The following is an 18,436-nucleotide window of genomic DNA, read 5'->3' as shown; positions in this document are numbered from 1 at the left end:
TGCCGGTCAGCCGGTGGTGCGCGGGCCGCTCGGCTCCGGTGTGGCGGGTTCGAGCAGCAGGACGGACGGGACGGCCTCCGGGAAGCCCAGCCTGAGCAGGGCGTATCCGATGCCGGAGAGCCCGGTGAGGAACCCGGGGGACGGTACGTGGTCGGGGGTTCCGCAGCGGTGGCCGTGGTCCTCGAGCCGGCCGAGGATGTCCCCGGCGCGGTGGCCGAGTGCGGCCCGGGCCCCGTCGTGGCCCTGCCCGGCGAGCACGCCGAGCAGCTCCAGGGATCCGAGGGCGCCGTGGTGCAGGCTGAGGTCGGGGGATTCGAAGGGCGCACCCGCCAGGGCGGCGCACCGGTCGAGTTCCGCCGCGGGCACCGGCTGCCCGGCGGCGCAGAGCACGTCGGCGGCGGCCAGCGCGGTGCCCGCGAGGCCCGAGTGCCAGCCGAGGTCGGCGGGGCGGCGCAGGGCTTCGTCCAGCGCCGGGCGCAGCAGCGCGGCACCGGTACGGGCGTACGCGGCGCCCGGCTGCCCCGCCTCCGCCGAGGCGGCGGCGTAGCGCAGCAGGGCCCAGCCGATGCCGGCGTCGCCGTGGGCGAAGCCGGGGGCCGCCGGGTGCTGCTCGGCGAGCCTCTTCTCGGCCCGGAGCAGCAGCCGGTCGGCGAGTCGTCGGGCCACTCCCGCCGCTTCCGCTGCTCCCTCCGCCTCCGCCCCGGACGTGCGCTGCGCCGCGACCGCCGCGGCCAGGGCTCCGGCGAGGCCGTCGGCCAGGTCGGCCGGCCCTTCGGCGCCGTCCTCGGCATCGGCCTCGGCCGCGCGTTCCAGGGCGGCGAGGGCGTCGGGCAGGCAGTCGCCCAGGCCCTCGCCGAGCAGCGGGGCCAGCCGGGCCAGCGTGTAGACGATGCCGCCGAGTCCGTGCAGGGCTCCGGGTCCCACCGCGGCGCCCAGTCCGGGGTTCCCGGCCAGCGTGGCCAGCAGCGCGGGCAGCGGCCGTACGGCCTGCCGGGCCAGTGCGGTGTACCGCTCGGCGCCGGTCAGGGCGCCGAGCTGGGCCAGGAACAGCGCCACCCCGCAGTAGCCCTGGGCGAGCCCGCCGCCCATCGGCAGGACGGCCCAGTGCTCGCCGGCCACCTGCTCCAGGCCGAGCCAGTTGACCCGCCCGCCGCCGTGCACCGCCCGGGCCGCGATCTCGTCGGCAATCCCGCAGGCCGCGGCCAGCAGCCGGGACGGCTCGGGCACGACGGCCGGCGCGGCGGGTCCGGCCAGGGTCGAACGGGGGCCGCCGACGCTGAGGTTGGCCCCGGTGACGGCGAGCGTCGCCGAGATGATCCACTCCTGGTCGTGGCGGTCCACCTCTCCCATGGCGGCGATCTTGCCACGGGCGGAGCGCAGGCTCGGGGCCGGCAGCACCCCGTCGAGGCGGGTGCCGCGGGAGGTCCGCACCGCGGTGTCCGCGGGGTGGTGGAAGAAGAGCGGCACATCCCCGGACCACAGGTCGGCGATCTCGTCCTCGATGAGCCGCTGGCGGGCCGGGTCGTGTGCGGACTCCGCCCAGAGCACGGCCAGCACCGCGTCGCGGGTCAGGGCGTCGCGCAGCACGTCGGGGTGGGTGGACTCGTCCAGCAGGGTCGTGTAGAGGCGGGTCGAGCGGGCGATCAGACGCCCCGGGCTGGTGGCCCAGCGGGCCAGCAGCCCGCCGTCGCCCTCACCCTCGGCGCCTGCGCTGCCCAGGAGTTCGCCCCGGTGCTCGGTGATCGCGTCGTACCCGGCCCGGAATCCCTCCAGCAGCGCCGCCCGGTGGTCGGCGTGCCCGGCCGCCCGGCCCTGCGGCGCCGGCCTGTTCTGCCCGGCCGGGCTGGCCACCGGGCCGCGCTGCAGCCGCATCCGGTCCGTCCCGGCGGCCTCCCAGCGCAGCCCGTCGCTGGGGTACGAGCCGCCCTCGCCGCCGCCCAGCGCCGAGATGTCCATGGCGCCGTTCTCGCCGATCAGCAGGCTCGGCAGCAGGCAGGTGCGGTACACCGAGGAGGCCAGGGCGTCCGCCGCCGGGTCGGACCCGTAGGTCACGGCCGCCGGCAGGCCGGAGTGCAGCAGGGTCTCGGCGTCCACCAGCACCGGCTGGTCACCGCAGGCGATGACGTTCTCGTAGTGCATGTCCACGCCGTCGACCGCGTAGAGCAGGGCGAGCAGCGCGCCCTGGCGCCGGTAGAACCGGTCCAGTTCGGTGGGCGAGGCGCACCAGCCGTGCTCGATGAACTCCAGCCAGCCGTATCCGTCGCCGCGCACCGACCGCGGGGTCCGCAGCCCGAGGCCCGGTACCTTGCCGTTGGCCCAGCCCACCGCCTGGTCCAGCAGGACGTGCTGGTCCAGCGGCCGGGGCTTGTACACGACGCTCGCCCCGCCGGCGAAGCGCAGCAGGGCCACGGACCGGTTGCCCTGATGGACGTCACCCCGGCCGAGGTCCACCCGTACGAGGGCGCCCGGGTCGGAGCCGCGCAGCAGCTCCTCGACGATCTCCGCGCGGTCGGCGGTGAAGCGGTCCAGCAGCTCCACCGTGGCCGAGGCCGCGTGGCCGCAGGACTGGCCCAGCATCCGCGCCAGCACCGGGTAGCCGGTGAACAGCTCGGCGAGGCCCTGCCGGGTGCCGAGCCGCGCCAGGAAGTCCGCGAACCGCTCCCGCGGGGTCTCCCCCGCGAGCAGGCCGTCCGTACGGGCCCGGTGGAGTTCCCGGACCAGGGTGCGGGCGCACTGGCGGATCAGCCGGTCGCCGAGCCGCTCCTCGAACGCGGCCCGGACCGTGGCGAGTTCGCCCTCGGCGAGGTCGATGCGCGCGGCCGCCTCCGCCCAGGCGGAGCCGATCAGGGGGCGCAGCGCCGGCAGGAACACCGCGGCGCCGTCCGCGTCCGCCGCCGCGGGGACCGGCCGGCCGGCCTCTGCGGGGGCCGCGGCCACCGTCTGCTCGATGTACCGGGCCCACTGCGGCCTGGCCGTACGGGCGGCCAGCCGGCCGGGGGCCTCCGCCGCGAGGGCGTACGCCACGTCCTCGCCGGCTCCCAGGCTCGCCAGCCGGGCGGCGAAGCCCTCCGTGTCCCCCAGGTCCCACGATGCCGGTCGGCTGTGGGGGGCGTCGGCCGGTGCGGGTACCGGGGTGCCCGGGGCGGCGAGCCGCTCCCGCAGGTTCAGGGCCCGGGCCCACCAGGAGGGGGCCAGGCCGCCGACCTGGGTTTCTTCGGCGGTGGTGGCGGTGTCAGTCACAGGAGAAAACTCGCAGAGTGCGGGGGTCGCGCACATGGGGGCCGACCCCCCATATTCCGCGGACCCGCCCCCATGGGCCCCGCGGGCCCGCCGTACGGGGTGGTGCGGCATCCGGCGGCCGGGGCCGCGGCGCACCGGTTCCGCCAGGTCGCGCGCCGCCCGGAGGGCTGCCTGCGCAGGATCCGGGCATGCGGAGGCACACCTTCACAAATGTGGGGGCCACGGCCCGATGCCCCGCCCGGTCCGCTCCCCGCAGCCTGTGTCCAGTGCCCCTTCCGCCCGTCCGTCACCCCGGCCGGCGGATGATCATCGGAGGACCTGGTGGGAGTACCCGTCCCTGTCGACGTCGTCGCATTCGACCCCGTGCTGGAAGCCGGAACCAAGAGCACCCTGTTCGCCTGCCCGGAGGTGTGCCTGACGGCACCGGGCGGCGCACCGCGGGTCGTGGTCATGACCGTGGACCAGGTCGGCCGGCCGGAGCTCGATGTCCTGCGCACCGTCCGCGACGCCCCGGCCCGCCCCGATGTGGTGCTGGTGGCGGGCGAGTTGGCGCCCGACGGCGCCCTGCACGCCATTGCGGCCGGCGCCCGCGGGCTGCTGCGCCGCCGCGAGGCGGACGTCACGCGGCTCTCGCGCGCCGTACTGGCCGCCTCCCGTGGCGACTGCACGCTGCCGCCGGATCTCCTGGACCGGCTGCTGGAGCGCTCCGGCGCCGGCGGCCGGGCGGCCGGCAGGTCCGACGGGGTCGCGGACCCGTGGGCGGCTGCGGGCCTGAGCGACCGGGAGCGCAGCGTCCTGCGCCTGGTCGCCGACGGCCACGAGACGAACGAGATAGCCAAGCAGCTGTGCTACTCGCCGCGGACCGTGACGAGCGTCGTCCACGACATCACCCAGCGGTTCCGGCTGCGCAACCGGGCGCACGCCGTCGCCTACGCCCTCCGGGTGGGCCTGCTGTGACCGCCGTCGCCGAACTCACGCGTGAGACCGCGCCCGGGCGGGTCGCCGCACCGCCGGACCGGCTGAGCCTGCTGCGCCAGGCCGGGGACGGCCGGATGCCGTACCCGGCCCTGGTCCGCCTGCTCGGCGCGGCCACCGCCGCCGGCGCCGCCACCGCAGCCGCCGCCACCGCCACCGCGTCGGCGACCGCACCGGCGCCCCGGTCCGCGGCCCCGCCGGACGCCCCCCGGCTCACGGCCCGCCAGACCGCGGTGCTGACGCTGATGGCGGAGGGCCACGGCAACGCGGTGATCGCCCGCACCCTGTCCTGCTCGGAGCACACGATCAAGAACGTGATCTACGAGCTGATGTCCCGCCTCCAGGCCCGCAACCGCGCCCACGCCGTGGCCTGTGCGGTCCGGCACAGCCTCATCTGAGGTGTTGGCCGGAATGCCACCCTTGCCCATCGCGCGGCGGGTGTACGGTCAACGCTCGAACACTGGACGGGGGTTGAGCGTTGGCGGGTACGAGGGGCGAGTTTCGCCATTGGGTGGAGCGGGCTGCGCTGGCGTTGATGGCCACGTCGGGCGTGGTGGTCCTGCTGGCGGATCTCTTCGGCTGGCTCGATGCGCTGGCTCCCGGAGGCACCCTCCCGAAGGTCACGCTGCTCATCCTCAGCACGGTCACGGTGTTCCTCCTGCTGGAGCTCGACCGCCTCAAGAAGCTCGACACCGTCCAGCAGAAGGTGGACGCCCTGGGCCCCGACGTGAATGACAAGGTCACCGCCCTGGAGACCAACGTCGGGACGAAGTTCACCGCTCTGGAGACCAGTGTCGGAGCGCAGATCACCACCCTCACCGCGAACGTCGAAGCGCACCTGTCCAAGCTGGACATCGACGCCATCGCACAGCGCCTCAAGCGGCAGCACTACGGCGGCGTGGTCGGGGTCCACAGCCGCTTTCCCGAAGAGGCGTTCACCGGATTCCTGGAGCGCGCCGGGGACGAGCTGGTGATCCTCCAGACCTGGATCCCCAACCTGCACCACGTCAAGGCCGCCCTGCGCAAGGCACTCGTCGATCAGCAGGTCCACGTACGCATCCTGCTGCTGCACCCCTCGTCACCCGTGGCCGGGCTGCGCGACGAGGCGCTCAGGGCGGTGCGGGATCCGGCACTCGCGGTGAACGTCAAGGCCAGCGTCGAATCCTGCCTCGCCGGACTCGCCCAGCTGAACGCGGAGATCCCGCCCGGGAGCAGGGCGCGCCTTCAGGTCCGGCTCTACAACTCCCTGCCGTCCATCGCCGTGTTCAAGGTCGACCGGCATTTTCTCGTCAGTTCGTTCCTGCACGGCCAACTCGCCATCGATTCCACTCAGATCGAGATCGACGGCGACGACACCGTCATGGGCGAGGAGGTCCAGCAGGAGCTGCGCACGCTGTGGAGCATCGGCAAGGACGTGGATCTCCTCGACTGGCGCACGTCGGTGGCAAGCATCAGCCTGTGATCCACGGAAAGGTACGGCCATGCACGATCTGCACCATCTGGATCAGTTCGAGGACGAACTGATCGAGCGGTTCGAGGCGCATCCGGTCCTGGCGAACGTCACCGGCCTCCCGGACGAGGACTTCGCCGCGCTCCTGCTCCAGCGGCGCTTCGTCTCGCTCGCCTTCACCCCCTCCTACGACCTCGCGATCGACCTGCTGGAGGACGAGGCGGGGCTGCGGATCGCCCGTGTCATCCTGCGTGAGGAGTATCCGGACGGCCACGGCCACACGCCCTCGCACCGGGAGGACATGACGCAGGACCTGCACCGGCTGGGGATCTCCCGCTCCGCCCTGGTGGCCTCACGGCCCACGGCCGCCACCCTGCGGGTCATCCAGGACACCCTGGAGCTGATCGCCGACGCGGGCGGCCACGCCGATGCCGACCTTCGGCTGCTGACCGTCCTGCGGTTCTGGGGCGAGGTGCTGGTCTCGGTCGAGTACGGGCGGCTGTGGGAGCGGATGGCCCCCCTGCTGACCGACGAGGGCAGGAACCGCTCCCGCTTCTACTACCCGCACCACGTCCACGACGCGAAGACGCGCTCCCTGGCGACGCTGTCCCTGCTGTCGGGCTCCCACTCCGACCGCCTCGCCACCCGGGTGACCGAACTCCTCGCCCAGGAGGAATCGACCGACTGCTTCAAGGAGCTGGAGGAGCGCGCCCTCGGCCTCAAGAGCAGCTTCTACGACCAGTTCCTGCCCGCCGTGGACCGCGTCGCGGTCTGATCCCCGGCGGGCCCCCGGCGAGGAGCCGGACGGCGTCAGCCCTCGTCCGGGGCCAGCCGGAGCGAGATGGAGTTGATGCAGTAGCGCTGGTCGGTGGGCGTGGAATAGCCCTCGCCCTCGAAGACGTGGCCCAGGTGGGAGCCGCACTTCGCGCAGAGCACCTCGGTGCGGACCATCCCGTGCGAGACGTCCGCCTTCAGCTCGACGGCGTCGGAGTCCTTCGGGTCGTAGAAGGACGGCCAGCCGCAGTGCGACTCGAACTTCTCCGTGGAGCGGAAGAGCTCGGCGCCGCAGCCGCGGCAGGAGTAGACGCCGGCCGTCTTGGTGTCGGTGTACTCACCGCGGAACGCCGGCTCGGTGCCGGCCAGGCGCAGCACCTGGTACTCGGACGGCGTCAGCTCCGCCTGCCACTGCTCGTCCGTCTTCTCGACCTCGTACGACATGACTCTCCCGCTCCCTCGTGACTCAGTCCGTCAGCCGGGCGAGGATCGCCGGACCCAGGTCCGTGACGTCGCCCGCGCCCATGGTGAGAACGAGATCACCCGGCTTCGCCATTCCCGCGATGACGTCGGCGACGGCGCCCTTGTCGTGCTCGGCGGTGACGTCGGCGCCCGCGGTACGGGCCGCCGCGATGATGATCTCGCTGGTGATGCCGGGGATCGGGTCCTCGCGGGCCGGGTAGATGTCCAGGACCACGGCGGAGTCGGCGAGGGAGAGGGCCTGGCCCATCTCCTTGCCCAGCTCCTGGGTGCGGGAGAAGAGGTGCGGCTGGAAGACGACCAGGATCCGGGAGTCCCCGGCGGCGCCCCGGATGGCCTCCAGGTCGGCGGTCATCTCGGTCGGGTGGTGCGCGTAGGAGTCGATGACCTGCACGCCCGCGGCCTCGCCCTTGAGCTGGAGGCGGCGCTTGACGCCGGTGTACTTGCCGAGGGCGGAGGCGAGGTTGTGTGCCGGGATGCCGAGGGCGACGCCGGCCGCGAGGGCCGCGACGGCGTTGTGCGCGTAGTGGCGACCGGGCACGGAGACGGTGAAGGTGAGCATCCGGCCGTCGATGACCACGGTGACCTCGCTGGTCAGACCGCGCGGGGTGATCTTGGTGATCCGGACGTCGGCGCCTTCCTCCTCGCCGTACGTGACGACGCTCAGGCCCTCGGTGCCGCGGACCCGGCCGGCGATCTCGGCGGCACCCGCCTGGCCGTGGGCGATGACCAGGGTGCCGCCGGGCACGATCTTGCCGACGAAGGTCTCGAAGGACTCGTAGATCTCGTCCATCGACGCGTAGTTCGCGTGGTGGTCGAGCTCCGCGTTGAGGATGATCGCGACCTGCGGGGTGTACTTGTGGAAGCTGCGGTCGCTTTCGTCCGCCTCGGCCACGAAGATGTCGCCCTCGCCGTGGTGGGCGTTGGAGCCCGGGGCGTCCAGGTCCCCGCCGATGGCGTACGAGGGGTCCAGGCCCAGGGCCGACAGGGACACCGCCAGCATCGAGGTGGTGGTGGTCTTGCCGTGCGTGCCGGCGACCGCGATCGGCCGCAGGCCGTCCATCAGGCCGGCCAGGGCGTCGGAGCGGTGCACGACGGGGATGCCGAGCTCGGCGGCGCGGGCCAGCTCCGGGTTGTCGGCGCGGATGGCGCTGGAGACGACGACACAGGTGGCGTCGTCGGCGAGGTGGCCCGCCGCGTGCCCGATGTGGACCGTGGCGCCGTGGGCGCGCAGCGCCCGGGCGGTGTCGGAGTCCTTGGCGTCGCTGCCGGCGACCTGCGCGCCGCGCTGGGCGAGGATCTTCGCGATGCCGGACATCCCGGCGCCGCCGATGCCGATGAAGTGCGGGCGTTCCATGGCGTTCGGCAGGCCGGGCGGCGTCATACGGGATCTCCCCAGGGTGCGGGTCGGTACGCCGGGGGTCTCGGCGGTGCGGACCGTCCCGGCGCGTGTGTCGGACGCCAGCCTATTCGTTGTGGGCGAAGAGCTTGAGCACCGGAACCCCGACCTTGTGGCGCGCGCGGGAGGCCCAGTCCCGGTGGAAGAACTCCTCGACGAAGTGCGGGGCGGTCAGGACGATCACCTCGTCGGCGTTCGACTCCTCCACGACGCTCCTCAGCTTGTCGAGCGGGTGGTCCTCGATGATCTGCCCGCTGGCCTTGGCGCCCTTCTTGCGCAGGGCCTCCAGCGAGAGCACCAGAGCCTGCTCGGCCGGGCCGCGGGCGGCGTGGCCCTCCGGGATGTCGGCCTCGCGGAGCGCCTCCGGGAGCTCGCCGAGCGCCACGTCGTCGATCGCGCGCAGCAGCCGGTCCTGGTCGCCCCGGGGCTGCATCAGGACGAGGAAGGAGACCGGGTCGTCCCCGTGCAGGCTGGTGACGAAGTCCACGTCGAAGCCGGTCAGCGGCTGCTCGATCATCAATACGCTCGTGAACACGGACGCCCTCTCCTTCATGGGCCGGGGCCGGTCGGCCGGCCCCTGCGGAAACCATCCTGCCCCGCTCTCGCACGGGGCCTTGCGCGGACATGTCTGCCCAGGTATGTGCCCGGCGGAAGCTAAGCGGAACAATAAATTCCGCCCCTTGTCAGATCCGACGGTAGCTCGTGAAGAGGAACCCAGCCTCTTCCAGTACAGAGGCCGGCGCCAGCCGGTGCGGCACGGCGACGGAGGGCCCTGCGGAGATGCGCTGGGCGCCGCCCGCCGCGAGCATCGGCGCGATGGTCAGGCACAGCTCGTCCAGCGCGTCGGCGGCCACGAACTGCCCCAGCAGCCGGGGCCCGCCCTCGGTGAGCTGGCGGCGCAGCCCCCGGTCCGCGAGCTCCCGCACCACCCGGGCCGGATCCGCGCCGGCCCCGTCGCCGGCCACCACCACCTCGGCCCCCGCCGCGGCGGCCGCGGCCACCCGATCGGCGGGCGCGGCCGCCCCGGTCACCACGAGGGTGGGCACCAGGGGGGAGGTGAACAGGGGCAGCGAGAAGTCCAGGTCCAGACCGGCGGTGACCACCGCGATCGCGGGCGCGGGGCCCTGCCCGGCGGCCGCGCGCCGGGCCGCGAAGGCCTCCCGGGCCCGGGCCGGGCGGTAACCCTCCTGGCGAACCGTTTCGGCGCCGACGACCACCACATCGGCCAGCGCCCGCAGGGTGCCGAAGATCCGCATGTCGGTCTCGCCGGAGATCGGCTGCGAGCGCCCGTCGTGCTGGGCCGCGCCGTCCAGGGTGGAGACCATGTTGGCACGCAGCCAGTGGCCCTCCGGGCCGAGCTCGGGGTACGCGTACGCCTCCGCCAGCTCGTCCAGCGACCACTCACGGTCACCGCTGTCCGCGGGGGCTGATGTCTGATCGGTCACAGGGAACAGGCGTCGCATCGGTGCAGTGTGCCACGCCCCGTAGAGTTAAGGGCTGTGTCAACATCACTCTCCACCTCCGGATCCACCTACGGGCGACCCCCGATAGCCGGCCCGGCCGACGTCGGCCCGCAGGCCCTGTGCGCCCGCGAGCCGCGGGTGCCCGCCGAACGGCTGGTGGCCGAGATGGTGCCGCCGCCGCGTTTCGACTCGGTGCGCTTCGACACGTACAACCCGGACGACACTCAGCCGAGCCAGGCCGAGGCCGTCACCGTGCTCGGCGGCTTCGCCGCCGGCCTGGGCGGATCCCACGCGAGCGGCAGCGGCAGGCGGCGCTGGTTCGCGAGGACCCCGAAGAACACCGCCCCCGCCGCCCCGCGCGGGGTCTACCTCGACGGCGGCTACGGCGTCGGCAAGACCCACCTGCTGGCCTCCCTCTGGCACGCCACCCCGGCCGAGCCCGCGCTCAAGGCCTTCGGCACCTTCGTGGAGCTGACCAACCTGGTCGGCGCGCTCGGCTTCCAGCAGACGGTCCAGACCCTGGGCGGCCACCGCCTCCTCTGTATCGACGAGTTCGAACTGGACGACCCGGGCGACACCGTCCTCGTCTCCTCCCTGCTCAGCCGCCTCGTCGAGCAGGGCGTGGCGCTGGCCGCCACCTCCAACACCCTGCCCGGCAAGCTCGGCGAGGGCCGGTTCGCCGCCGCGGACTTCCTGCGGGAGATCCAGGGGCTGTCGGCGCACTTCCGCCCGCTGCGCATCGACGGCCAGGACTACCGCCACCGCGGCCTGCCGGAGGCACCGGCGCCGTTCTCGGACGAGCAGGTCACCAAGGCCGCGTACGCGACCGAGGGCGCGAGCCTGGACGACTTCCCGGGCCTGCTGGAACACCTGGCCCGGGTGCACCCGAGCCGGTACGGCGCGCTGACCGACGGCATATCGGCGGTCTGCCTGACCGACGTCGGCCCGGTCCCGGACCAGTCGACGGCGCTGCGCCTGGTGGTCCTGGCGGACCGCCTGTACGACCGCGAGATACCGGTGCTGGCGTCCGGGGTGCCGTTCGACCGCCTCTTCAGTGAAGAAATGCTGAACGGCGGCTACCGCAAGAAGTACTTCCGCGCCATCTCGAGACTCACTGCACTGGCGCGCGACGCGAAACCCCTGGTGTCCCAGTAGGTTTGGGGGCGCCGGCCTGTCCCGTACGGGCCGGCCGTTCCCACTTCTGCGAAGGGATCCACCATGGCCACCACGCGTACCGCGCACACCAACTGGGAAGGCAACCTGCTCAAGGGCACCGGTGTCGTCACCCTCGACTCCTCGGGCCGGGGCTCGTTCGACGTCTCCTGGCCCTCGCGCGCCGAGGCCGCGAACGGCAAGACCAGCCCGGAAGAGCTGATCGCCGCCGCGCACTCCAGCTGCTACTCGATGGCCCTCTCGCACGGCCTGGACGGTGCCGGCACCCCGCCCACCCGGGTGGAGACCAAGGCCGATGTGACCTTCCAGCCGGGTGAGGGCATCACCGGCATCCACCTGACCGTGCGCGCGGAGGTCCCGGGCCTGGACGCGGAGGGCTTCGCCGCGGCCGCCGAGGACGCGAAGAAGAACTGCCCGGTCAGCCAGGCCCTGACGGGCACGACGATCACCCTCAGCGCCGAGCTGGTCTGACACCTGCGCCCCGGCGGGGCGGGTTCCCGCTGCGCGGGCCTGACCCCTGCCCGCCCTTCTCCCGTTCACCGGGCTCTGCCCGGGCCCGCGCCTCGGACGCCGGCGAGGCTGGGATTGCCGCTGCGCGGCAACCAGCCCGCCGAGCCCGTTCCGGCGCCGCCCGGCCCCATCCGGCCCCGCCGGCGATGGAGGCGCGGGGATTCGGGCGCCGGCCCCGGTAGCCCCACCGGGCACGGGCAGGGCCCGGGTCCGGTGGGGTGAGTCGCGGCAGGCGTCGTACGCGTCAGAGCGCGGGCGGCGGATCCGCGTGGTACCACGGCCCCCTCACCCCTCGCCCCGGGAGCCGCCGATGTCCGTCACCCGCCGCACCCTGCTCGCCGCCGGCACCGGCACCTGCCTCGCAATCGCCTTCACCGGAGCCCTCGGCGCCCTCTTCGCCGGGAGCTCCCACGCGACCCCGCCCCGCCAGGGGTACGGGCCGCTGCTGCCCGATCCCCGCAAGCTGCTCGACCTCCCCGCCGGATTCGGCTACCGGGTGCTCTCCCGCGCCGGCGACCCCCTCCGCTCCGGCGAAGGCCCCGTGCCGGCCAACTGCGACGGCATGGCCGCCTTCGACGCGGGGGCCGGCCGCGTCCGCCTCGTCCGCAACCACGAGAACCGCACCACCGCCGCCCTCCGCGTCCCCGCCGTCGACGGCCTCACCTACGACCCCCGCGCCCTCGGCGGCTGCACCCTCCTCGACCTCGACCCGAGCGGCGGCGTCACCGCCGAGCGCGTCGCCCTCGCCGGCACGGCCGTCAACTGCGCGGGCGGCCGCACCCCCTGGAACACCTGGCTCAGCTGCGAGGAGACCGAGGACCGGGCCGGGACCTCCGGGTACACCAAGGACCACGGCTACGTCTTCGAGGTCGACCCCGCCGACCCGCACCGCTGCGGCCCCGTCCCGCTCACCGCGATGGGCCGCTTCGCGCACGAGGCCGTCGCCGTGGACCCGTACCGCGGTACCGTCTACGAGACCGAGGACGCCTTCACCCGGCCCTTCGGGCTCTTCTACCGGTTCCTGCCCGCGCAGCCCCTCGGCGGCCCCGGCTCCCTGCGCGCCGGCGGCAGCCTCCAGGCCCTGCGCGTACCCGGGCTGGCGGACCTCTCGGTGGTGGACGAGCCGGGCGCCGAGTTCCCGGTCGAGTGGGTCCCCGTACCGGACCCCTCGGCGGCCCGCACCCCGATCCGGTTCCAGGACTTCGGGCCGGGCGGGATCACCCACGCGCAGAAGCTGGAGGGCTGCTACTGGGGCGACGGCGGCGTCCACTTCGTCTCCAGCTACGCCCGCACCGCCGAGGGCGCGTCCGCCGACCACCACGGCCAGGTGTGGTTCCACGACCCGCGGCGCGCGACGATCCGCCTGGACGTGCGTTTCGGCCCGGCCACCGACATCCAGCTGCCCGGGGACTCCCCCGACAACATCTGCCTGGCTCCGGACGGCGGCCTGATGGTGTGCGAGGACGGCGGCGGGGCGCAGTACGTCTTCGGCGTCACCCCGGGCGGCGAGGTCTACCCGATGGCCCGCAACGCCGACGACATCGGCCGGCCCGGCGCCCCGGAGTGGGGGGAGTTCGCCGGGGTCACCTTCTCCCCGGACGGGCGCACGATGTACGTCAACGCCTACGCGCCGGGGACCACCTTCGCCGTGACGGGCCCCTGGCGCTGAACCGGCCGTGCCCTCGCGACCCCGTTCGATGTGGTGGAGGATCGGAGGGAATCGACCGGATCGGGGTAGGTGGCGGTGGCGGTGGCCAAGAAGACCAAGAAGGACGAGAAGAAGGACGAGGAGAAGAGCGAGAAGACCGGCAAAGCCCCGAAGCGGGCCGGCCAGGACACCCTCCTGGGCCCGGTGCTTCGCGTCCCCGCCGGTGAGCGCCTCGACCTCGGCGCCTTCGATCCCTCCGCGACCCCCGCCGGCCCCACCGGCAAGGCCGCCGGCCTGGCCGCCACCGCGCAGCTGGCCGAGCCGCTCGCCTCCCTCCAGGAACGGCTGTACGCGGCCAGCACCGCCGGCGACCGCCGCCGCGTCCTGCTCGTCCTCCAGGGGACGGACACCAGCGGCAAGGGCGGCACGGTGAAGCACGTGATCGGTCTGTTCAACCCCTCGGGCTGCCGTATCAGGGCCTTCAAGGCGCCCACCCCCGAGGAGCAGAGCCACCCCTTCCTCTGGCGCATCGAACAGGCCCTCCCCCAGCCGGGCGAGATCGGCATCTTCGACCGCTCGCACTACGAGGACGTCCTCATCGCCCGCGTCCGCGAGCTGGTGTCGCGCAGCCGGCTGAACCGCCGGTACGCCCAGATCAACCGGTTCGAGGAGGCCCTCGCGGACGACGGCGTGACCGTGCTGAAGGTCTTCCTCCACATCAGCTACGAGGAGCAGCGCAAGCGGCTGCTGGAGCGGCTCGACAACCCCGACAAGCACTGGAAGTTCAGCCCGACCGACATCGACGAGCGCGGCATGTGGGCCGAGTACCGGCACGCGTACGAGCTGGCCCTGGAGCGCTGCGGCGGCGACGCCGCACCCTGGTACGTGGTCCCCGCGGACCGCAAGTGGTACCGCAACTGGGCGGTCAGCAAGCTGCTCCTGGAGCACCTGGAGGAGCTCGCTCCGCGCTATCCCGCGGCCGATTTCGACGTCGAGGCGTGCCGCGCCCGGCTGCTGACGACCTGACGACCCGACCGCGCCAGGACCCGAGGACGCGAGGACGCGAGGACGCGAGGACCCGAAGTCGCGCGGACGGGCGATTCGGAGGCTCGCCCTCGCGCCGCGGCAGTCTGCTTGGCAGATCGTCATATATTTTGCATCCGTGACCCTTTCTGTGCGCAATGTGGCGGTCGCGGCCGCCCTCGGTGCCGCTCTCTGCACCGCCCTCGCCGGATGCGGAGGCGGCAGCGGCACCTCCGGTTCCGGTTCCGGCAGCCAGGCCCGTATGGGCACCCCCGGGGCCTCCGCGCCGCCGTCCTCCCCCGCCTCCCCGCAGGCAGCCGGCTCCTCCCCGGCCGCCCCGCCGCCCGCCAAGGCCCCGACCCTGGCGCCCGGCCCGAACGGCCTGACCCCGGTCTTCGAGCGGGCCAAGCAGCAGACCGACAAGACCGTCGCGCTGACCTTCGACGCCGACATGACCTCCGACCAGGGGCCGCGCGCGGCGGGCGGGGAGCACTTCGACAACCCCCAGCTGATCGCGACCCTGCGGCAGCTCAAGGTGCCGTCCACGATCTTCATGACGGGCCGCTGGGCCGAGGAGTACCCGGACCAGGCCAAGTCCATCGGCACCGATCCGAACTTCGAGATCGCGAACCACTCGTACAGCCACCACGCCTTCAAGTCGCCCTGCTACGGACTCCCCGCACTCGACGAGGCCGCCGCCCGCGCCGACGTCGACCGGGCCTCCGCCGCCTTCCGCAAAGCCGGCGCGGTCAACACGGTCCCGTACTTCCGCTTCCCCGGCGGCTGCTACGACGACCAGGCGCTGCGCGCCATCTCCACGGCCAAGGTCACGGCCGTCCAGTGGGACGTGGTCAGCGGGGACGCCTTCGCGAAGGACCCGAACGCGGTGGCCGAGCAGGTCCTCACCGGAGTGAAGCCCGGCTCGGTGGTGGTCATGCACTGCACGCGCAGCGCCGCCCCGGTCACCGAGGAGGCCGTCCAGAAGATCGTCCCGGAGCTGCGCAAGCGCGGCTACCGCTTCGTGAAGGTGTCCGAACTCATCGGGAAGTAGGCCGGGGCCAGGGGCCTCAGCCGGAGCAGGCCGTGCGCTGCGCGTCCTGCCACTCGCACACCGGGCACAGCACCACGCCCGGGGTCGCGACCCCGTACTCGGTGGGCTTGCCGCACTCCAGGCAGTCGGCGTACGGCGGCCCGGCCACCCGCCCCGCCGGCGCCCCCGGGGCTGGGGATCCCCCCAGCGGTGGCCGGGGGAGGCAGTACGGCTCGGTCTCGGCCGGCCGGTCCACTTCGTCCATGCCCGCGAGCGTACTCAGCCCCGGCGCGCGCTGACGAGGCAGGCCACCGCACCCGCTGCGCACGCCAGCACCAGCGCCCCCGCGCAGGCCGTCACCGGCAGCGTCACGGTGTGCGCCCGGGAACCCTCCACCAGCGCGGTCACCGCACTGCGCGCCGGGGAGCCGGCGATGCCCCAGGCCAGCAGGGAGCCCAGGGCGCCCGCCAGGACCGCGACCCCCGTCGAGCGCAGCAGCGGCCGGCTGCACAGCGCCCCCACGGCCGCGCCGGTGAGCGTGCACGCGAGGAGCGCCAGCACCCCGGCCAGGGCGGCCTCCTCCGGTTCCACGTGTTCCACCGTGCGGGGGTCGCCGATCAGCAGCACCACCGCCGTGCCCACAGTCCCCGCGAGCAGCGCCCCGCCCAGCGCGGTCAGCAGGGCGGCCGCGTGGACCCGTACGGGACCGGCCGCGGCGGCCGCGCAGTCGCGGGCGGCGTCGGGCTCGTTGGTCACGCAGATCCGGACCAGCCAGGCCGTGATCGGCACCAGTCCCGCAGCCGCGAAGCCGAGTGAATCCAGCAGCGGGTCGCCCGGGCGGACCCCGGCGGCCAGGAACGCCGCGTACAGGAGAAGCGGGCCGATCCAGCGGTGGGAGCGCAGCAGCAGGACGCTCTGGTATCGCAGCAGGCCGGTCACGGCAGCTCCTCCACGGTTCGGATGTGCCAGGGCGACTGCGCGGTGAGCAGCTCGCGCAGCACCGCGTCCGAGCGGGCGGCGGGCACCGTCAGCAGCAGGCCCCCGCCGGGCGCGGGCTCCGCGGCCAGGCCCGGGGGCGGCTCGGAACCGGGGGGTCCGGCGGCCTCGATCCGTACGTACGGCCCCGCGTCCGCGGTCTCCCGTACGGGGACCAGCGCGACCCCCTCGACCCGGTGGTGCGCGTCGGCCGTGCCCGCGAGCCGCGCCGGGTCGTGGTCCACGAAGACCACGGTGCCTCCGGCGGCGGTCCGCTCGGCGACGGCCCGGTCCAGCTCGGCGCGGGCGGGCGCATCCAGCCCGGTCCAGGCTTCGTCGAGGACGAGCAGTCCGGGCTCGGCGAGCAGCGCCTGGGCGACGGCCACCTTCTGGCTGGAGCCCTTGGAGAGTTCGGCCAGCGGGGTGTGCGCGTACGCGGCGGCGCCGAAGCGCTCCAGCCAGCGGGCCGCCCGGTGCGCCGCCTCCGCGCGCGCGAGCCCGTGCACCCGGCCCATGTGGGTCAGGTAGGCCGTCGCCGTGAGCGGCAGCGCCGCCGGGAAGCGCTCGGGGACGTACGCCGTGCGGCGGGGGCGACCGGCGATCCGCCCCTCGGAGGGGGTGTCGATCCCGGCGACGATCCGCAGCAGGGTGGACTTGCCGCCGCCGTTGCGGCCTTCGATGCGGACGAGGGCGCCGGCCGGCAGGTCGAGTTCGACTCCGCGCAGCACCCAGGGCCGCCGCAGTCCGTAACGGCGGCCCACGCCGGTGAGCTTCAGTGGTCCGCCGCCGTCTCGGTCACCTCGCTGGGGCGGACGATGACGAAGCCCTCGCCGCGCAGCATCAGCTGGATCGCCTCGCCGGAGCCGCCGCGGATCATCGAGCCGACCGACTGGGAGCGGTGCAGGCCCGTCTCCAGTTGTGCGCTCCAGCCGACCACCGCGTCGGTGTCCACGTACACGGGGTTCTGCGCCGTGACGGGGATGATGATCGGGTTGCCGTCGCAGACCACGGCGAGCTTGCCGGTACCGGTGAAGAGGCTGTTGAAGATGCCGCCACCGGTCATGCCGGCGCCCTTCACCATCTTGATCTCGTACGAGAGCGTGGGGTCGAAGCAGAGCACGTTGCGGCCGTTGATGGTCAGGGAGTCGCCGGGCTCGAAGTCGATGATGAAGCAGTTGCCGGCCTCGTGCGCGAACCAGGCCTCGCCCTGCCCGCGTACGGACATCAGCGCGAGGCCCTCGCCGGTGACGGCGCGCTTGAGCATGCCGCCTATGCCCTGGCCCTTGCGCTCGAACCGGAGGTTCCCGCGGAAAGCGACCATCGAGCCCTGGCGGGCCAGCATTTCACCGTTGACGGTGCACTTCACGGCCTTGGCGTTCTGCAGGGTCATGCCGGGAACGGCGGACGGCTGGGCGAGGTTCTCGGAGGCAAAAAGATCACTCTTCATGGCCTCGATCCTCACCCGGCCCGGGACCCTGCGACATCATCCTGAAGGGGGAGCCTGGCATCCTTGGCGGGATGAGCAGCCAGCACCCGAACCACACTTCAGACGTACCCGCAGTCGGGGCGGACAGCCCTTTCCGGCAGGAGCGCGTCGCCCGCGACGAGGCACCGCAGTTCGTCCTCCCCCTGGTGGTGCGGATCGAGAAGGCCGAACCGCCCGCCCGGACGGACGCCCTGGAGACGGCGGCCCGGGCCGTCCTGGCCCTGCTGACGGACGAGCGGGCGCACGGCGAGGGCGAGTGGGCCGAGGCGGTCCGGGACTGGCAGGACGCCCGGATCCGGAAGGTGGTGCGGCGGGCGCGCGGGGCGGAGTGGCGCAAGACCGCAGCCCTGCCCGGCGTCACGGTGCACGGCGACATGGCGGAGGTACGGGTCTTCCCGCCGGTGCCGTTGGACGGCTGGCCCAAGGGGCTCGCGAAGCTCCAGGTCTCGGGGACCGACCTGGACGACCCGGAGCCGGTCGCTCCGGCCGCGCCGGGGATTCCGGTGCTGTGGCTCAACCCGGACCTGGAGATGTCCGCCGGCAAGGCGATGGCCCAGGCCGGGCACGCTGCGCAGCTGGCGTGGTGGGAGCTGACCGGCCCGGAGCGCACCGCCTGGCAGGACTCCGGTTTCCGGCTGGCCGTCCGGACGGCCGCGCGCGAGCGGTGGGCGGAGCTGAGCGGGAGCGGGCTGCCGGTGGTCCGGGATGCCGGATTCACGGAGATCGCCCCCGGTTCGGCGACGGTGGTCGCGGACCACCCGGCCCTGCGGGCACGGCTCGCCGAGGAAGTTTCGGGCTGACCCGGAACCT

The 18,436-nt window shown here is 73.8% G+C and carries 19 protein-coding genes; 10 read left to right on the top strand and 9 right to left on the bottom strand.

Going from position 1 to position 18,436, the window contains the following annotated elements:
* Nucleotides 1-6: 6 nt before the first annotated feature.
* On the bottom strand, nucleotides 7-3,240 hold the full coding sequence (locus AB0I68_RS28970; RefSeq protein WP_363180311.1) for a type 2 lanthipeptide synthetase LanM family protein: 3,234 nt from the start codon (nucleotides 3,238-3,240) through the stop codon (nucleotides 7-9).
* A 321-nt stretch (nucleotides 3,241-3,561) separates the two neighbouring features.
* Here AB0I68_RS28970 and AB0I68_RS28965 point away from each other — a divergent pair, with 321 nt between their 5' ends.
* From AB0I68_RS28965 to AB0I68_RS28950, 4 genes are all read left to right on the top strand, one after another.
* Nucleotides 3,562-4,197 carry a LuxR C-terminal-related transcriptional regulator gene (locus AB0I68_RS28965; protein ID WP_363180310.1) on the top strand — a complete coding sequence of 212 codons (636 nt, stop codon included), beginning with the start codon at nucleotides 3,562-3,564 and terminating at the stop codon, nucleotides 4,195-4,197.
* The gene (locus tag AB0I68_RS28960) at nucleotides 4,194-4,613 is read left to right on the top strand and encodes a helix-turn-helix transcriptional regulator (protein WP_363180309.1); all 420 of its coding nucleotides are present in this window, start codon (nucleotides 4,194-4,196) and stop codon (nucleotides 4,611-4,613) included. Before AB0I68_RS28965 ends, AB0I68_RS28960 begins: the two co-directional genes overlap by 4 nt.
* 137 nt (nucleotides 4,614-4,750) lie before the next feature.
* Nucleotides 4,751-5,677 carry a hypothetical protein gene (locus AB0I68_RS28955; RefSeq protein WP_363180308.1) on the top strand — a complete coding sequence of 309 codons (927 nt, stop codon included), beginning with the start codon at nucleotides 4,751-4,753 and terminating at the stop codon, nucleotides 5,675-5,677.
* A gap of 19 nt (nucleotides 5,678-5,696) precedes the next feature.
* Nucleotides 5,697-6,440 carry a hypothetical protein gene (locus AB0I68_RS28950; protein WP_363180307.1) on the top strand — a complete coding sequence of 248 codons (744 nt, stop codon included), beginning with the start codon at nucleotides 5,697-5,699 and terminating at the stop codon, nucleotides 6,438-6,440.
* 35 nt (nucleotides 6,441-6,475) lie between these two features.
* Here the strand turns inward: AB0I68_RS28950 and msrB are convergent, their stop codons facing one another.
* The 4 genes from msrB to AB0I68_RS28930 all read right to left on the bottom strand — a co-directional run bounded on the left by msrB (nucleotide 6,476) and on the right by AB0I68_RS28930 (nucleotide 9,781).
* Complete coding sequence (msrB, locus tag AB0I68_RS28945) at nucleotides 6,476-6,883, bottom strand: peptide-methionine (R)-S-oxide reductase MsrB (RefSeq protein WP_363180306.1); 408 nt, start codon at nucleotides 6,881-6,883, stop codon at nucleotides 6,476-6,478.
* A gap of 22 nt (nucleotides 6,884-6,905) precedes the next feature.
* Complete coding sequence (gene murC, locus AB0I68_RS28940) at nucleotides 6,906-8,303, bottom strand: UDP-N-acetylmuramate--L-alanine ligase (RefSeq protein WP_363180305.1); 1,398 nt, start codon at nucleotides 8,301-8,303, stop codon at nucleotides 6,906-6,908.
* Nucleotides 8,304-8,385: 82 nt separating this feature from the next.
* Entirely contained in the window at nucleotides 8,386-8,853 is a 468-nt protein-coding gene (locus AB0I68_RS28935; RefSeq protein WP_363180304.1) for an indole-3-glycerol phosphate synthase, read from the bottom strand.
* Between the two features lie 148 nt (nucleotides 8,854-9,001).
* The gene (locus tag AB0I68_RS28930; protein ID WP_363180303.1) at nucleotides 9,002-9,781 is read right to left on the bottom strand and encodes a pyrimidine reductase family protein; all 780 of its coding nucleotides are present in this window, start codon (nucleotides 9,779-9,781) and stop codon (nucleotides 9,002-9,004) included.
* 36 nt (nucleotides 9,782-9,817) lie between these two features.
* Between AB0I68_RS28930 and zapE the strand changes: the two genes are divergently transcribed.
* The 5 genes from zapE to AB0I68_RS28905 all read left to right on the top strand — a co-directional run bounded on the left by zapE (nucleotide 9,818) and on the right by AB0I68_RS28905 (nucleotide 15,186).
* On the top strand, nucleotides 9,818-10,936 hold the full coding sequence (gene zapE, locus AB0I68_RS28925; RefSeq protein ID WP_363180302.1) for a cell division protein ZapE: 1,119 nt from the start codon (nucleotides 9,818-9,820) through the stop codon (nucleotides 10,934-10,936).
* 63 nt (nucleotides 10,937-10,999) lie between these two features.
* Nucleotides 11,000-11,425: an OsmC family protein gene (locus AB0I68_RS28920; RefSeq protein ID WP_363180301.1), complete on the top strand. Its 426-nt coding sequence runs from the start codon at nucleotides 11,000-11,002 to the stop codon at nucleotides 11,423-11,425.
* A gap of 349 nt (nucleotides 11,426-11,774) precedes the next feature.
* A complete protein-coding gene (locus AB0I68_RS28915) occupies nucleotides 11,775-13,133 on the top strand; it encodes an alkaline phosphatase PhoX (RefSeq protein ID WP_363180300.1) in 1,359 nt (452 codons plus the stop codon).
* Nucleotides 13,134-13,307: 174 nt separating this feature from the next.
* Nucleotides 13,308-14,138: a PPK2 family polyphosphate kinase gene (locus tag AB0I68_RS28910; RefSeq protein ID WP_363180372.1), complete on the top strand. Its 831-nt coding sequence runs from the start codon at nucleotides 13,308-13,310 to the stop codon at nucleotides 14,136-14,138.
* A gap of 136 nt (nucleotides 14,139-14,274) precedes the next feature.
* On the top strand, nucleotides 14,275-15,186 hold the full coding sequence (locus AB0I68_RS28905) for a polysaccharide deacetylase family protein (protein WP_363180299.1): 912 nt from the start codon (nucleotides 14,275-14,277) through the stop codon (nucleotides 15,184-15,186).
* A gap of 16 nt (nucleotides 15,187-15,202) precedes the next feature.
* On the opposite strand, the gene AB0I68_RS28900 is transcribed toward AB0I68_RS28905, so the two are convergent.
* Genes AB0I68_RS28900 through AB0I68_RS28885 form a run of 4 tightly spaced genes read right to left on the bottom strand, consistent with a single transcriptional unit; the run spans nucleotide 15,203 to nucleotide 17,587 of the window.
* On the bottom strand, nucleotides 15,203-15,430 hold the full coding sequence (locus AB0I68_RS28900) for a hypothetical protein (RefSeq protein ID WP_363180298.1): 228 nt from the start codon (nucleotides 15,428-15,430) through the stop codon (nucleotides 15,203-15,205).
* Nucleotides 15,431-15,444: 14 nt separating this feature from the next.
* Nucleotides 15,445-16,104 carry an ABC transporter gene (locus AB0I68_RS28895; protein WP_363180297.1) on the bottom strand — a complete coding sequence of 220 codons (660 nt, stop codon included), beginning with the start codon at nucleotides 16,102-16,104 and terminating at the stop codon, nucleotides 15,445-15,447.
* Complete coding sequence (locus AB0I68_RS28890; RefSeq protein WP_363180371.1) at nucleotides 16,101-16,916, bottom strand: ATP-binding cassette domain-containing protein; 816 nt, start codon at nucleotides 16,914-16,916, stop codon at nucleotides 16,101-16,103. Before AB0I68_RS28890 ends, AB0I68_RS28895 begins: the two co-directional genes overlap by 4 nt.
* Nucleotides 16,913-17,587 carry an AIM24 family protein gene (locus AB0I68_RS28885; protein ID WP_363180296.1) on the bottom strand — a complete coding sequence of 225 codons (675 nt, stop codon included), beginning with the start codon at nucleotides 17,585-17,587 and terminating at the stop codon, nucleotides 16,913-16,915. The genes AB0I68_RS28890 and AB0I68_RS28885 overlap by 4 nt, the downstream gene beginning before the upstream one ends.
* 71 nt (nucleotides 17,588-17,658) lie before the next feature.
* On the opposite strand from AB0I68_RS28885, the gene AB0I68_RS28880 reads away from it, so the two are divergent.
* Nucleotides 17,659-18,426, top strand: a complete 768-nt coding sequence (locus AB0I68_RS28880; protein ID WP_363180295.1) for an aminoacyl-tRNA hydrolase — start codon at nucleotides 17,659-17,661, stop codon at nucleotides 18,424-18,426.
* Nucleotides 18,427-18,436: the final 10 nt, after the last annotated feature.

Source organism: Streptomyces sp. NPDC050448 (assembly GCF_040655295.1).
In the GTDB taxonomy this organism is placed as follows: Bacteria; Actinomycetota; Actinomycetes; order Streptomycetales; family Streptomycetaceae; genus Streptomyces.
The sequence above is the reverse complement of the archived record's forward strand: the minus strand, read 5'-3'. Positions and strand labels throughout refer to the sequence as shown.

Coding starts and splice junctions, on each gene's coding strand:
- AB0I68_RS28955 (WP_363180308.1), top strand. CDS start 4,751: ATGGCCACGTCGGGCGTGGTGGTCCTGCTGGCGGATCTCTTCGGCTGG.
- AB0I68_RS28950 (WP_363180307.1), top strand. CDS start 5,697: ATGCACGATCTGCACCATCTGGATCAGTTCGAGGACGAACTGATCGAG.
- msrB (WP_363180306.1), bottom strand. CDS start 6,883: ATGTCGTACGAGGTCGAGAAGACGGACGAGCAGTGGCAGGCGGAGCTG.
- murC (WP_363180305.1), bottom strand. CDS start 8,303: ATGACGCCGCCCGGCCTGCCGAACGCCATGGAACGCCCGCACTTCATC.
- AB0I68_RS28930 (WP_363180303.1), bottom strand. CDS start 9,781: ATGCGACGCCTGTTCCCTGTGACCGATCAGACATCAGCCCCCGCGGAC.
- AB0I68_RS28920 (WP_363180301.1), top strand. CDS start 11,000: ATGGCCACCACGCGTACCGCGCACACCAACTGGGAAGGCAACCTGCTC.
- AB0I68_RS28915 (WP_363180300.1), top strand. CDS start 11,775: ATGTCCGTCACCCGCCGCACCCTGCTCGCCGCCGGCACCGGCACCTGC.
- AB0I68_RS28900 (WP_363180298.1), bottom strand. CDS start 15,430: ATGGACGAAGTGGACCGGCCGGCCGAGACCGAGCCGTACTGCCTCCCC.
- AB0I68_RS28885 (WP_363180296.1), bottom strand. CDS start 17,587: ATGAAGAGTGATCTTTTTGCCTCCGAGAACCTCGCCCAGCCGTCCGCC.
- AB0I68_RS28880 (WP_363180295.1), top strand. CDS start 17,659: ATGAGCAGCCAGCACCCGAACCACACTTCAGACGTACCCGCAGTCGGG.